This is a genomic window from Archangium sp. Cb G35, from assembly GCF_001896145.1.
Lineage (GTDB): Bacteria > Myxococcota > Myxococcia > Myxococcales > Myxococcaceae > Archangium > Archangium violaceum.
Genome location: NZ_MPOI01000015.1, coordinates 296,801 through 310,851, shown reverse-complemented (window position 1 = coordinate 310,851; position 14,051 = coordinate 296,801). Strand labels below are relative to the sequence as shown.

Sequence of the window (14,051 nt, the reverse complement as noted above, 5' to 3'; positions counted from 1 at the left end):
GGGAGGCGGGCTGGGTTAGGAGAAGGGCATGCGTCTCTTCGCCATCGGGGACACCCATCTGCCGTCCACGCGTAACAAGGACATGCACCGCTTCGGGTGGACGGAGCATCCGCTGCCACTGCAACGCGCCTGGGACGAGAAGGTGCGGCCCGAGGACGTGGTGCTGGTGGTGGGCGACATCTCGTGGGCAACGCGGCCCACGGAGGTGCTGGACGACCTGAAGTGGCTGGACGAGCGGCCGGGGCGCAAGGTGCTGGTGCGCGGCAACCACGACTATTGGTGGGGAGACTCGGCGTCGAAGCTGCGCAAGCTGCTGGAGCCGTACAAGACGCTGGAGGGCTTCCTGCAGAACAGCGCGGTGGTCATCGGGCGGTGGGTGATCGCCGGCACGCGGCTGTGGACGGCGCCCGAGGCCCCGCCGATGCCGGGCGGGGAGATGGGGGACGAGTCGGGGGACGCGGGGTACGTGGAGCGGGAGACGCGGCGGCTGGCGACGTCCATCGCGGACGCGGAGAAGAAGGAGAAGGAGAGCGCCGAGCCCCTGACGCGGGTGGTGGCGGTGCACTTCCCGCCGCTGTACGCCAACGAGAAGACGACGGCGTTCCTGGGCCCCATCGAGGCCTTCAAGCCGAAGGTATGCGTGTACGGGCACCTGCACGCGGGAGGCATCCCCGCGGGCTTCACCGGAGAGCGGGGAGGCATCCGCTACGTGCTGGCCTCGTGTGACGCGGCGGGCTTCTCGCCGATGCTGCTCGACGAGTAGGCCCCACTTCCCCTCTCCCCTCGGGAGAGGGACGGGGTGAGGGTGCCACGCGCCCCGGATTCCCTACTCGGCCACCGGAATCGGCTTCCAGGCGAGCCCCTCGCCCGAGGTGCGGCAGGAGCGCCAGGACTCGCCGCTGTCGACCACGGGAGCACCGCCGCGCTCCAGTGGCACGCCCACGGGGCAGATGCCGCGGATGAGATTGCCCGCAGTGTCACGCACCTCGAAGTGGAGCGAGTACACGCGGCCATTCCCAGTCGCCGCGCGGTCCACGCGGACCTTCACGGTGGTGGCGTCCACGAAGACGACATCCGGCTCGGAGCCACCGCGCGGCTCGTCGGAGGAGACGCAGGAGATGGAGGCCAACGCCCCCGTCTGCGTGAGCCCGCCGCTGCACTGGTCGTGCACGACGATGCAGTCCTCGAGGCGGATGGTGCGGTACTGCTGGTCCACGGGCCACAGCGGCTCGGGCGGAGACAGGGTGACCACGGGAGGCGTCTGGTCCACCACGTCGATGGCCGAGGTGCACGAGGACTCGTTGCCCGAGCCGTCCCGGGCGGTGTAGCGCACGGCGTTGGAGCCGAGCGGGTACCAATCCGCCCCCGGGCCGGAGACCTGGGCGGGAGTGCAGGCATCGACGGCGGTGGCCACGCCGGGCACCACATAGGCGGAGTTGCGGCCGGTGCACTCGGCGACGATGCGCTCGGGGCACACGAGGTAGGGCGAGAGCGTGTCCACCACGGTCACCTTGGGAGCGCAGGTGGCGGTATTGCCGGACGCATCCACCGCCGAGTACTCGAGCGTGTGCGAGCCCAGCGGCAGCGCGCGGGCCACCGGCTGCGTCACGGAGGCCGGGCCACAGTTGTCCGTGGCGGTGGCGGGAGGCGGCGAGACGACGGCCCCACCCTGGCCGGAGCACTCCACGCGGAAGTCCGCGGGGCAGACGAGCGCGGGGGCCTCGCAGTCGCGCACCGTCACCTGGGACCAGCACGAGTCCTGCGCCTGCCCATCCGAGGCGGTGACGCAGACACCATGCGTCCCCGGGGCATACGGGCCCCGCGGGTGCAGGTCCCACGACACGGCATCCCCATCCAGGTCCGTGGCGGTGGCCACGCTGGCGGGCACGTTGGCCACGCACACGCCCGCATCGGTGCACACCGAGACATCGCTGCAAGTCACATCGGGCGCGCGGTTCTCCTTCTGGCACGTGGCGCCACAGCCATCCCCGCTGGCCTGGTTGCCATCGTCACACGCCTCGCCCGGGTCGACGCGGCCGTTGCCACAGCGCGGCTCCAACTGGCACGCGGCACCGCACCCATCCCCGTCCCTCACGTTGCCGTCATCACACGCCTCGCCGGGGTCCACGGTGCCATTGCCACACACGTGGCAGTCCGTGTCCTGGCCGTCCACCGCTCCATCTCCATCGTTGTCATGCCCGTCGGCACAGTCCTCGGCGGTGAGGATGACGGAGGAGCCTCCGAGCATCACTGGCGCGCCCGTGTACGGGTTGAGGGCCTCGTCGTTGTAGGCCAGCACGCGCAGGCCCGAGAAGCCGCTCGGCCCGGTGAAGACGTTGTGGAAGGACTTGTGGCTGAGCTCGAAGGCGGTGAGGGAGGGCGAGAACTCCCGCAGGGCCGGCGTGGGCTCGGCGACATCGAAGGGGATGTCATGGGTCTGCAGCGGCATGGGGAGGAATCCCCAGCCCCCGGGAACCTCGGCCTGGGTGAGCGCGATGAGCGAGCCACCCCGCTCGTTGACGAAGCGCGCGAGGTCCGGCTGGCGCGCGTTGAGCGCGGAGATCTGCTGGTCCGTGAGGCCACCAATCGTGTGCCGCTCCGACGAGGGCAGGTAGACGAGCGCGTACCGGTTGAAGTCCACCCGGGCAATCTCCCCGGCCGAGCGCACGTGGGTGACGAGCGCGTTGGGGCCACCGTGGGTGGGGCTGTTCCAACTGTTGAAGGAGTCCAGCGCCTGCCCACCGTTGGCGCCAATGGCGAGGATGCCCTTGCCACCCGAGCGCGACTTCGCGAGCGCGGCCTTGAAGAGCGAAGGATAGAGGCCACCGCAGCGGCTGCCCTCGCAGTGCCACATGTCGTCGGCATCATCGCCCGTCACGATGACGAAGCCGCCCCGCGAGCCGGTGGGGATTCCAGGCGGGGGCTCGTGGGAGGTGGGAATCCCGGGAGGCGTCCGCGGAGTCTCCTCCACCACGGGCGGCGCGGACTCGGTCAGGGAGTCCGAATCCCACTCCACGGAGTAGACACCGCAGCCGGACACGAGACCAACGAGCGTCAGAAGCGAGAGGCCCAGGCAGGTATAGGCGCCAGGCGAGCGAGCAGGCGGACACGTATCGTGCATGAAGATTCCCCAGCGAGGGCAACGCGGCACCCACGCTGGGCAAATCAGTAGTGACGGTGTGCCCCGCGCGAGGAGCGTGCTCGCGGTGCAATGTCCAGAGAGCACGCACCCAACGTCCGCTCCGCGACGGACACCCCGGGGCTTCCGTCCACCACTGACGTCCACCCCGCCCCGTGGGGCCGTGGCATTGTCAGGAACGAACGTTTCTCACGTGCGGACAATCCGAGACACGGCAGAGGGCGAGCAGCCGAGCTCAGAGCCACTCTTTGATGTCGGGGTACTTGTCGAGCACGGTGAGGCAGCGTTCGTCGATGAACGTCGCCGCGTATGGCGCCGAGGCGATGTCGAGGAACCAGACGAAGACACTGGCGAAAGGGAAGCGGCAGAGAATCCGCTGCGTCTCGATGGCTCGCATCCAGTCCCCGCGCGAGCAGAGGTCGTCGTAACGCAGCAGAAGCGCCGGGATGGCGTGCCACGCATCCTGGCGTCCCTTCTCCAGGATGTCGCGACCCAGTCCGAAGACCTCGATGCTCTCCTGGCCTTTACGGCTCGTCTGCCCTTCACGTGTCCTGGGACGGTATTTGCCGGTCTTGACCGAGAGGACCAGATGCTCACGGGGGTCCTCCACGGTGGGATCGATCAAGAGCGGCGCTCCTGCTTCATCCAGCGGAAACTTCTCGCGCTTGTAGTTGCTGTTGCAGCCACTGCACGCCAGCAGGTAGTTGCTCCAGGAGAAGGCCCGCTCGGGGTACTTCGACTTGGGCCAGAAGTGCTCGATGTCCGTGGCGGCGCTGTCCTCGCAGTACATGCACCGCTCTCGGCCCGTCGCCATCGACTTCAATGTCGCACGGATCTCCTCGAACGACTGGTTGCCTTGCAGCCCCCACAGTCGCTGCGCCTCCTCCTTCGGGTCCGGAGCATCACGCACCTGCTGGGTGCGCGCGTCGAGCAGCGCCAGCGTCGACGTGCTGAGGGGCTCGCGGTTCAGCTTCTTCATTTGTCGAGCCCGAGTTTCCGCACCGCGCGCTCCACGAGCGCGCTTCCTGTGTCCGGAAGTTGTGCGGAGAGCCGCTTCAGTTCCTCGCGCTCTTCGGAAGTGGCATTTCCTTCGAGGAGACGTGCTTCCAGATTCGCCACCCGCTCGCGAAGCCGCTCAGACGCATCTGAATGAACGTGCTCGAGCCCGAACAACTCGGTCAGTGCTGCTTCATCCACGGTGCCGTTGACCACGGTCTTGTACAATTCGTCGGAGACATGGTCCGCGGTCCTATCTTCGCCTGGGGCTGGAAGCCGGATAAGTCCCTTCGGGTCCGCAGCCTGGCAGACGAACGGACTATGCGTAGTGACGATGAACTGAATGTTCGGAAAATGCTCCTTGAACCAGAAACCGATACGTCGTTGCCAGGAGAGGTGCAGGTGCAGTTCGACCTCATCGATCAGCACGACACCAGGATAAGGCACGACCCATGTGCCATCCTGTTGGACCAGTTTGAACTCCTGGTAGGCAGTATGGAGTTGGTAGGCGAGATCCAGAATGAGCGCGGTCACCGTCCGGTAACCATCACTCATATCCCACAAGGGCAGTGACACCCCACCCTGAGTGACCCAAAGCCCGTCGGAATCAACCTTGTCGATCCGAACACCATCCGGCAACAAGCGATCGTTGAGCAGACTCAGAACCCCATCAAGGAGTTCCCCCGCCCCTTCCCTCTTCTCCAAGCGTCGGAGATGCAGTTCCCTCAACCACTGAACGCTTCCGACCAACGATGCATCTTCACGGAAGAGACTGACGAGCCGAGCGATTTGAGGAGGCCCACTCATCAAGCGTTGCGCATCGAGAGCATGCCCTGTCAGCCGCCGGTGAGGACCATATCCGGCAATGAACCACCCCTTTGGATTGTTGGCCCAGGGTCCATCCAAGTCACCTTCATGCGACCGGCCATCGCCATGGGAAAGGAGCAATTCATCCAGGGATGAAGTGGCTGCGAGCACCGGTTCCAGGGCTGAGGGGTCATCCTTGCCCCATCCCAACGCATTCCAAAAAGAACCTGTCACAAGAGCAGCATCTGCTTTGGGCTTGTCGAACCGCTCATCGAAAACAAGCTCGGTGGCAGCAGTTCCACGATCCTGCCCCGCGTGGATCCACCCACGGAAACTCTGCTGTAAAACACGAGCGCTCTCTGGGCCTGCAATGACGAGTGCAATCGCCTTCAGAAAGGTGGACTTCCCAGTCCCGTTACGCCCCGCGAGGACAGTCCAGCCCGCGAAGCGTCCATCCGGCCTGCGCAGATCCAGATCCACGGTCTGCAGCCCGGAGCGGAAGTTCCGGATGTTCTCCAGGTGGATCTTGCTGATGTACATGGCGTCCGACCTCACTCCCACACGCCTCACGGACTACAGGAGGCTGGCTCCCTCCATACCCCGTCCCCCGCCTCCTCGCACCTCCCTGTCAGCTCGCCGCGCGCATCCGCGTCTCCCGGCGGTAATCTCATCCCTCCAACCGGAGACGCTCCCATGTTGAAGAAGGACCTGCACGAGGCCAACCGCCTCTCCTGGAACGCCGCCACCCGCGCCCACAACAGCCACAAGGGCGACCAGGCCCGCTTCCTCCGCGACGGCGGCTCCACCCTCTTCCCCGAGGAACTCGAGCTGCTCGGCGAGCTGCGCGGCCGCTCGCTCCTCCACCTCCAGTGCAACTCCGGACAGGACACCCTCAGCCTCGCCGCCCGCGGCGCCACCGTCACCGGTGTGGACATCAGCGACGAGGCCATCGGCTTCGCCCGCTCCCTCTCCGCCGGCTCCGGCATCCCCGGCACCTTCGAGCGCTCCGACGTCTACGACTGGCTCGCCTCCACTCCCCCCGCCCGCTTCGACCTCGTCTTCTGCTCCTACGGCGTCATCGGCTGGCTGTCCGATCTCAACCCCTGGGCCCAGGGCATCTCCCGCGTCCTCGAGCCCGGCGGCCGCTTCGTCTACGTCGACTTCCATCCCATCCTCTGGATGTTCGACGAGAAGCTCCGCCTCGCCTTCCCCTACGGCGGCGGCCAACACTTCGCCGAGGCCGTCGGCGTCGGGGACTACGTCGCGAAGTCCGGCGAGGGACTCGTGCACTGGGGCTACGAGGAGGGCGTGCGCGACTTCAAGAACCCCCACCCCAGCCACGGGTTCCAGTGGGGGCTCGGGGACGTCATCAATCCCCTCATGCGCCACGGGCTCCTGCTCGAGCGGCTCGAGGAGTACGGCTACGCCAATGGCTGCCAGATCCTCGAGGGCATGCGCGAGGCCCCAGGCCACCGTTTCCTGCTCCCCGCGGGCGTCCCCGAGTTTCCCCTCATGTTCGGACTGTCCGTCCGCAAACCGGGGTAGCTACAGCTCCACCTGGGCGCCCAACTCCACCACCCGGTTGGGCGGAATCCGGAAGTACGCCGTCGCGCTCCTCGCGTTGCGCGACATCCACGAGAACAACGCCTCCCTCCACACCGCCATCCCCCGCTTCTTGCTCGGGATCAGCGTCTCCCGTCCCAGGAAGAACGACGTCCCCATCAGGTTGAACTGCAGCCCCTTCTCCCTCGCCCGCTTCAGGATGTCCGGAATGCTCGGGTTCTCCATGAAGCCGTAGCGCGCAATCACCCGCACGAAGCCCTCCTCCAGCTTGATGACCTCCACCCGGTCCTCCGGCGGCACGTGCGGCACCTCCTCCGACGCGATGGTCAGTAGCATCACCTGCTCGTGCAGCACCTTGTTGTGCTTGAGGTTGTGCAGCAGCGCCGGCGGCGTGCCCTCCGGATTGCCCGTCATGAAGATGGCCGTCCCAGGCACCCGCACCGGCGGATGGTCCCCGAAGCTGTCCAGCAACTGCTTCAACGGGATGCTGCTCCCCCGCAGCCGGCTGGCCAGGATGTCCCGCCCCTTCTTCCACGTCGTCATCAGCGTGAACACGCACAGCGCCATCAGCAGCGGGAACCAACCGCCCGCGGCGATCTTCACCAGGTTGGACCCCCAGAAGGACAGGTCCACCACCATGAACAGCGCCGCCACCGGCAGCGCCACCAGCCGCGACACATTCCAGCGCTCACGCGCCACCACGTACGCCAGCACCGTGGTGATGGTCATCGTCGTCGTCACCGAGATGCCGTACGCCGCCGCCAGGTTGCTCGACGACTTGAAGCCCAGCACCAGGAAGATGATGCCCACCAGCAACGCCAGGTTGATGCCCGGCAGGTAGATCTGCCCCCGCTCCTCCGCCGAGGTGTGCACCACCTCCAGGCGCGGCGTGTACCCCAGTTGGATCGCCTGCTGCGTGAGCGAGAACGCCCCCGAGATGAGCGCCTGCGAGGCAATCACCGTCGCCCCCGTGGCCAGCACCACCAGCGGGTAGAGCGCCCACGTCGGCGCCAGGTGGAAGAAGGGGTTGGACGCCTTGCTGGGGTCCCTCAGCAGCAACGCCCCCTGCCCCATGTAGTTGAGCATCAACGCCGGCAGCACCACCACGAACCACGCCCACCGGATGGGCCTCCACCCGAAGTGGCCCATGTCCGCGTAGAGCGCCTCGCCGCCCGTCACCACCAGGAACACCCCGCCCAGCACCAGGAAGCCGTGCCCCTGGTTGTGCAGGAAGAACTTCACCGCCTGCAGCGGCGACACCGCCCAGATCACCGCCGGGTACTGCACCAGCTCCTTGACGCCCAGCACCGCCAGCGTGAGGAACCACACCATCATGAACGGCCCGAAGATGGCCCCAATCCCCGCCGTCCCATGCCGCTGAATCATGAACAGCCCCACCAGGATGACGATGGTCAACGGCTGGATGTAGGGCTCGAAGAACGGCGTGGCCACGCTCAGGCCCTCCACCGCGCTCAGCACCGAGATGGCCGGGGTGATGAGCCCGTCCCCGTACAGCAGCGCCGCGCCGAAGACGCCCAGCGTCACCACCACCGGCCGCACCTTCACCTCCTCACCCCGCTTGCGCTGCATCGCCAGCGCCATCAGCGCCAGAATCCCTCCCTCGCCCCGGTTGTCCGCCCTCATCACGAAGACGAGGTACTTCACCGACACCACGATGATGAGCGCCCAGAAGACGAGCGACAGCACCCCCAGCACGTTGTCGTGCGTCGGCTCCACCCGGTGCGGGCCACTGAAGCACTCTCGTAGCGCGTACAGCGGGCTGGTACCGATGTCTCCGTAGACGATGCCCAGCGCTCCCAACGCCAACATGGCGATGCGTTTGCTCGGCTCCGCGGCTGCCGGAACGGTGGGGGTGGAACGTGACGGTGCACTCATAAGGCGCCTCCTCTAGCCCAACCCCGCCCCGGGAACAGCCCTTTGACACCCCCCGGAGCCCGGTGAACTCAAGACTTCCAGGTTTTCCCGGCCCAATTCAACACTCCCAGTCACCGCTTCCACACACTCTCCGCGTACCGCATCCATTCGCTGGAGCGCCAACGATCTCACGCGGAGACCTCATTCGTCGGGAATCCATCGTTTGCCCGCTCTCCTCTGGGTTGGCCAACCTCATGGATTCTCCAGGGCCCGGGGTTTCGTGCTCACATGCGCCAGCTCAGGCGATTGTCGGAGACCCCGGTGGGAGCTGGAGCCAGAGAGGCGCGCACACAGGTGGGAGCGCCGGACGCCGAGCGTCTGGCCCTGCTCGTCGACGCGTCGCGACAACTCGCCGACGCCGGCCTGGAGCCCCCCGCCGTCCTCGAGCGCCTGTGCCAGTTGGTGATGCCCCGGCTGTGCACCTCCTGCCATGTCCGCCTGCTGTCCACGGACGGCCGCTGGCTGGAGTCAGCGGCCTCGGCCTATACGAGCGCCTGGTCCCCCGAGCTGATGGAGCGCTTCGTGCTCGGCCCCCGGCGCGCCGACGAGCCCCCCCACGTGGGGGTGCTGCGCTCCGGCCGCGCCTTCCTCTGTACACCCGCGGAGCTGGCCGAGCTCCAGGAGCAGATACCACCCGAACAGCAGGACTCCCTGCCCCGGGTCCTCTCCGCCCACCTGCTGCTGCTGCCGCTGCGCGGACGCCAGCGGCTGCTGGGCACGCTCGCCGTCTACCGCGAGCCGGAGGAGCCCCCCTTCGACAGCGCCGAGCGGCTGCTGCTCCAGGAGCTGGCGGACCGGGCGGGACTGGCCCTGGAGCTGGCCCATGCCCACGAGGCCGAGCGCCGGGCCCGGCACACGGCGGAGGTGGCCGCCGCGCGGCTGGAGCGGATGCAGCGCGTCACCGCCGCCCTCAGCGAGGCCGTCACCCCCGCCGAGGTGGTGCGCATCATCGTCGAGGAGATGGTCTCCGCCATCGGCGCGGACCGGGCCGTCGCCGTCCTCCCGCGGGCGGATGAGCCCGAGCAGTTGGAGGTGGTGAGCCATCGGGGCCTCGCCCCAGAGGTGGTCGCGTACGCGGGCCGATTCCATGTCAGCGTCCCCCTGCCCGTGGCCGCCGCGTACCGGACGGGCGAGCCGGTGTGGCTGGAGTCTCGCGAGGCGCTCGCCGCCACCTTCCCGGAGTGCCTCGTCATGGGGCAGGAGGTGAACCGGGCCGCGGCCGCCCTGCCGCTGCGGGCCCGCAGCCGCCCCCTGGGAGCCGTCTCCTTCGGCTTCGATACCTCCCGGACGTTCGGCGCCGACGAGCGCGGCCTCATGCTGGACCTGGCCCGGCAGAGCGCCCAGGCCCTGGAGCGTGCCTGTCTCTACGAGGCCGCGCAGCAGGCCCGCACCCGCGCCGAGCGCGTGGCCTCGCGCACCGCCCGCCTGCAGACGCTCAACGCCGCCCTCTCCCAGGTGTTCACCCCGCCCCGCGTGGCGGAGGTGGTCATCGACCAGGGGGTGGCGGCCGTGGGCGCCCAGGTGGCGGCCCTGTGGCTGGTGGACGAGTCCAGTGCCCATGCCCGGCTGCTGCGCAGCGTGGGGCTTCCACCGGACGTGACCGGGGCGTTGGCCGCCCTTCCGCTCGGACACGGCACGCCCCTGGACGATGCCCTCCAGCAAGGCCAGCTGGTGTTGCTCGAGTCCCACGAGGAGCTCGTCCGCCGCTACCCCCTCCTGGAGCAGCGGGTGCGCGAGGCGGCGCCCTCCGCGCTCCCGCTCGCCGTGGCCTGGCTGCCCCTGCGGGTGGATGGGCAGGGCCTGGGCGTGCTCGCCCTGGGCTTCCCCGGGGTGCACCGCTTCGACGACGACGAGCGCGTCTTCCTCACGCTGCTGGCCCACTACGCCGCCCAGGCCCTCGAGCGTGCCCGGCTCCATGCCCAGGAGCGCAGTGCCCGTGAGGCGCTGCACGACGCCCACCACACCCTGCAGGCCATCATCCAGTCCTCGCCCGCCGCCATCACCCTGATGGAGCTGGATGGCACCGTGCGCCTGTGGAACCCCGCCGCCGAACGCATCTTCGGCTGGAAGACCGGGGAGGTGCTCGGCCGCTTCACCCCCGTGGTGCCCGAGGACAAGCGCGAGGAGCTGCACGACAACCTCGCGCGCATCGCCCGGGGTGAGTCCATCCTCGGCCAGGAGACGCGCCGCCTCCGCCGCGATGGCAGCACCATCGAGGTGACCCTGTGGTCCACCGCGCTGCACGCAGCCGGAGGCCAGACGCTGTGCCTCACCGTCATCGCGGACATGACCGAGCGCAAGCGCGCCGAGGAGGCCCTGCGCTTCCTCGCCGAGGCCGGCTCCGTGCTGGCCAGCTCCCTGGAGCACGAGGTGACGTTGGAGCGCGTGGCGCACCTGGCCGTCCCCACCTACGCGGACGGCTGCTACGTGTACCTGCTCGGCGAGGGCGGCTCGGTGAGCTGCGTGGCCACGGCCCGTGACGGAGAGCAGCGGGAGCTGCCCCGGAAGCTGGGGCCCCTCGCGCTGGGAGGGTCCGCCGTCTCGCGCGTCATCACCTCGGGGCAGCCGGAGCTGTGCGCGGACCGCGGCCACGTCCCCGCGCCTGGCGAGGACTTCCTGCTGCCGTGCGAGCGGGCGGCGCGCTCCTACCTGTGCGTGCCCCTTCTGGTGCGCGGCCAGCCCATCGGGGCGCTGTCCTTCGTCTCCGCGCGGCACAGCTATGACGCCCAGCACCTGGCGCTCGCACGGGAGCTGGCACGCCTCGCCGCCCTGGCCATCGACAACGCCCGCCTCTACCGCGAGGCCCGCGACGCCATCCGCCTGCGCGAGGAATTCCTCTCCATCGCCAGCCACGAGCTGCGCACGCCCATCACCGCCATCCAGCTGCACGTGCAGGAGCTGCTGAGGCAGCTCGCGCGCAACCCCGAGGGCATCGCCCCGGAGCGGCTGCGCCGGGGGCTCGAGGTGGCGGACCGGCAGGTGAAGCGGCAGCTGCACCTGGTGAACGACCTGTTGGACGTGTCCCGGTTGGGAGAGGGCCGGCTCGTCCTGCGGCCGGAGTCGTTGGATCTCGCCGTCCTGGTGCGCGAGGTCGCCGAGCGCTTCGAGCCGGAGCTGGCGCGCACCGGCTCGCGCCTCACGCTGGAGGCCCCGGCCCCGGTGCCCGGCAGCTGGGACCGGCTCCGGCTGGAGCAGGTGGTGACCAACCTCCTCGCCAACGCGGTGAAGTACGGGCAGGGCAAGCCCATCGGCCTCACCGTGGAGGGCAGGGACGGCCTCGCCCGGCTGGCCGTGAGCGACACGGGCATTGGCATCGCCCCCGAGCACCTGGAGCGCGTCTTCGGCCGCTTCGAGCGCGCCGTCTCCGAGCGCCACTACGGCGGCTTCGGCCTGGGGCTGTGGATCTCCCGGCGGATCATCGAGACCATGGGTGGCCACATCAGCGTGAGCAGCCAACTGGGCGTGGGCTCCACCTTCCGCGTGGAGTTGCCTCCCGGGCCGGCCTGAAGCCAGGGGCGGCCGGGCAGCCGGGCCTCCGGAATGTTCCGCCACCGGCGAGACATCGCCGTCGAAGCCTCTCCATCCATGGCGGACTGATTCTGGAAAGGACGAGCCATGGACATGAGAACGCAGTCGGGCGTGAGCACCTTCACCAAGGTACTCGCGGTGCTGGTCATCCTGGGCGCCATCTCCTGGGGGCTCATCGGCCTCTTCCAGTGGAACCTGGTGGCGGCCGTGTTCGGAGGCGACGCGCGGCCCACGGAGGCGAGCCACCTCAGCCAGCTCATCTACATCCTGGTGGGACTGGCCGGCGTGGCGTTCGCCTTCACCTTCCCGTGGAGGAGCCCCGCGGGCCGGCGGGAAGTCCATCCCTGACGGCCGGGCGGCGCTGAGACTGTGTCTGGGATAAGAGACGGCAATGCCCCATCACAGCGGCGACCTCGAATTGTTGTTGGCTCACGCGGACACGAACACCCCCGTCCTGGGCGAAGGGTTGCCGGAGGACTCGGCTTCCGGAGAACAGGAGCGCCCGGACACCGGCGAGCATGAGCTCATCCGCTTCTGGGACGAGGGCGGAGACCCGAACGACCTCGAGGCCCAGCGCTGGAGTCTCATCCTCCCGGAGGGCTCCCAGGGGGACCGCCTGCGCGCGCTCATCCAACCGCTGCTCGCCCTCCGGCGGGAGCAGCAGGGCGGGCACCCCATCCAGGAGTACCGCGTCCCCTCCCGGCCCATGTCCATGGCCGAGGCCGCGCAGTGGCGCAAGGCCCACTACGACGCGGGCGGGAACACGAATACGAACCTGCCGCGCTACCAGCTCATCCTCGGCGACCTCGATCAGGTGCCGCTCGCCCTCCAGCAGATGCAGGCCTCGGACGGCTACGTGGGCCGTCTGCATTTCTCGGACGAGCAGGGGTACGAGGCCTACGTCGAGAAGCTCCTGCGCGCGGAGAAGCTGCCCCGCACTGCGCCCGGCCGGCTGCTCCTGCACACCGCGCATGACGGCTCGGGCGCGCTCGAGGCGGGCTTCAAGTCGCTCATCACCCCCGGCCTCGAGCTGGTGCGCGGGGAGATGAACGCGGGGCTCTTCCCCGCCAGCGGTTGCGACATCCATGGCCGGGAGCTGGACCCGGGCCTGGATCAATTCCTGGCGAGCACCGCCCACACCACCCCGGGCGTCCTCTTCAGCATGAGCCACGGCATCGGCGCCCCCAAGGGAGGCTGGACGTCGGAGCAGGAACGGCTCGCGCGCCAGGGCGCGATGAGCTTCGGCCGCCAGGGACAGCTCCCCGCGGCCGAGCTGGCCTCGCGCACCTTCATGCCCAACGGCCTCTGGTTCATGTTCGCGTGCTTCGGCGCGGGCACCCCGGACACGAGTGCGTACGGCCACTGGCTCGAGAAGCTCGCCGAGACCGGGCGCTACTCCCGCCTGCCCGACGTGATGAAGACGCTCTCGGGCAGGCCCTTCATCGCCGCCACGCCTCAGAAGGTGCTGGCCAACCCGAACGGCCCCCTGGCCTTCATCGGCCATGTGGACCTGGCGTGGACCTTCAGCTTCCGCGAGGACGACTCCCCCGCGAAGAAGCGCCCCGGCCGCTTCATCAACACGCTCAAGACGCTGCTGAAGTCGAACCGCGTCGGCATCGGCTTCCGCGAGCTGTACCGCTACCTCGCGCTCACCGACACCGAGCTCGCCAGCATCCAGGACGAGGAGGTCCGCACACGCGCCCCCCCCACCCGCGAGGAGCTCATCCGCCGGGGCTATCTGTGGATGATGCGGCAGGATCTCGCCGGCTATGTGCTGCTCGGAGACCCCGCCGTCCGCCTTCCCATCGAGTGGCGGAGCCCCAAGCAGGCCCGGCCTCCGGCGCCTCCTCCGCCGTCCGTGGCCATGACGCCCACGCCCCTGGCCGCCGCGCCGCTCCCCATCCCGGCGGACAAGCTCGAGGAGGCCATTGGCCATGTCATGACCGGTGAGCGGAGCCTCAAGGAGCTCGCCACCGGGTACGGCATCGATCGGCGCGAGCTCGAGCGCCTGGCCGCCATCTACTGCAAGGCGGGCCGCGCCGCCCTCGGCATCCCCGAGTGAGACCCCGCCCGGGGAGCCCCA

At 68.9% G+C, this 14,051-nt stretch carries 9 protein-coding genes; 5 read left to right on the top strand and 4 right to left on the bottom strand.

Annotated elements, in window-relative coordinates:
- The first annotated feature begins 28 nt into the window (after positions 1-28).
- Complete coding sequence (locus BO221_RS40125) at positions 29-763, top strand: metallophosphoesterase (RefSeq protein ID WP_073566193.1); 735 nt, start codon at positions 29-31, stop codon at positions 761-763.
- A 63-nt stretch (positions 764-826) separates the two neighbouring features.
- On the opposite strand, the gene BO221_RS40120 is transcribed toward BO221_RS40125, so the two are convergent.
- The 3 genes from BO221_RS40120 to BO221_RS40110 all read right to left on the bottom strand — a co-directional run bounded on the left by BO221_RS40120 (position 827) and on the right by BO221_RS40110 (position 5,482).
- Positions 827-3,121, bottom strand: a complete 2,295-nt coding sequence (locus BO221_RS40120; RefSeq protein ID WP_143195966.1) for an HYR domain-containing protein — start codon at positions 3,119-3,121, stop codon at positions 827-829.
- Positions 3,122-3,374: 253 nt separating this feature from the next.
- Complete coding sequence (locus tag BO221_RS40115) at positions 3,375-4,118, bottom strand: retron system putative HNH endonuclease (RefSeq protein WP_073566191.1); 744 nt, start codon at positions 4,116-4,118, stop codon at positions 3,375-3,377.
- Complete coding sequence (locus BO221_RS40110; RefSeq protein ID WP_073566291.1) at positions 4,115-5,482, bottom strand: AAA family ATPase; 1,368 nt, start codon at positions 5,480-5,482, stop codon at positions 4,115-4,117. Before BO221_RS40110 ends, BO221_RS40115 begins: the two co-directional genes overlap by 4 nt.
- A 153-nt stretch (positions 5,483-5,635) precedes the next feature.
- On the opposite strand from BO221_RS40110, the gene BO221_RS40105 reads away from it, so the two are divergent.
- Positions 5,636-6,487, top strand: coding sequence for a bifunctional 2-polyprenyl-6-hydroxyphenol methylase/3-demethylubiquinol 3-O-methyltransferase UbiG (locus tag BO221_RS40105; RefSeq protein WP_198956284.1), 852 nt, complete (start codon positions 5,636-5,638; stop codon positions 6,485-6,487).
- Here the strand turns inward: BO221_RS40105 and BO221_RS40100 are convergent, their stop codons facing one another.
- Entirely contained in the window at positions 6,488-8,401 is a 1,914-nt protein-coding gene (locus tag BO221_RS40100; RefSeq protein WP_073566190.1) for a potassium transporter Kup, read from the bottom strand.
- A 300-nt stretch (positions 8,402-8,701) separates the two neighbouring features.
- Here BO221_RS40100 and BO221_RS53100 point away from each other — a divergent pair, with 300 nt between their 5' ends.
- The 3 genes from BO221_RS53100 to BO221_RS40070 all read left to right on the top strand — a co-directional run bounded on the left by BO221_RS53100 (position 8,702) and on the right by BO221_RS40070 (position 14,030).
- Positions 8,702-11,947, top strand: coding sequence for a GAF domain-containing protein (locus tag BO221_RS53100; protein WP_158080000.1), 3,246 nt, complete (start codon positions 8,702-8,704; stop codon positions 11,945-11,947).
- Positions 11,948-12,061: 114 nt separating this feature from the next.
- Positions 12,062-12,316 (top strand): DUF378 domain-containing protein, encoded by a 255-nt coding sequence (locus tag BO221_RS40075; RefSeq protein WP_198956283.1) that lies wholly within the window; start codon positions 12,062-12,064, stop codon positions 12,314-12,316.
- 43 nt (positions 12,317-12,359) lie between these two features.
- Entirely contained in the window at positions 12,360-14,030 is a 1,671-nt protein-coding gene (locus tag BO221_RS40070) for a hypothetical protein (protein WP_073566189.1), read from the top strand.
- Positions 14,031-14,051: the final 21 nt, after the last annotated feature.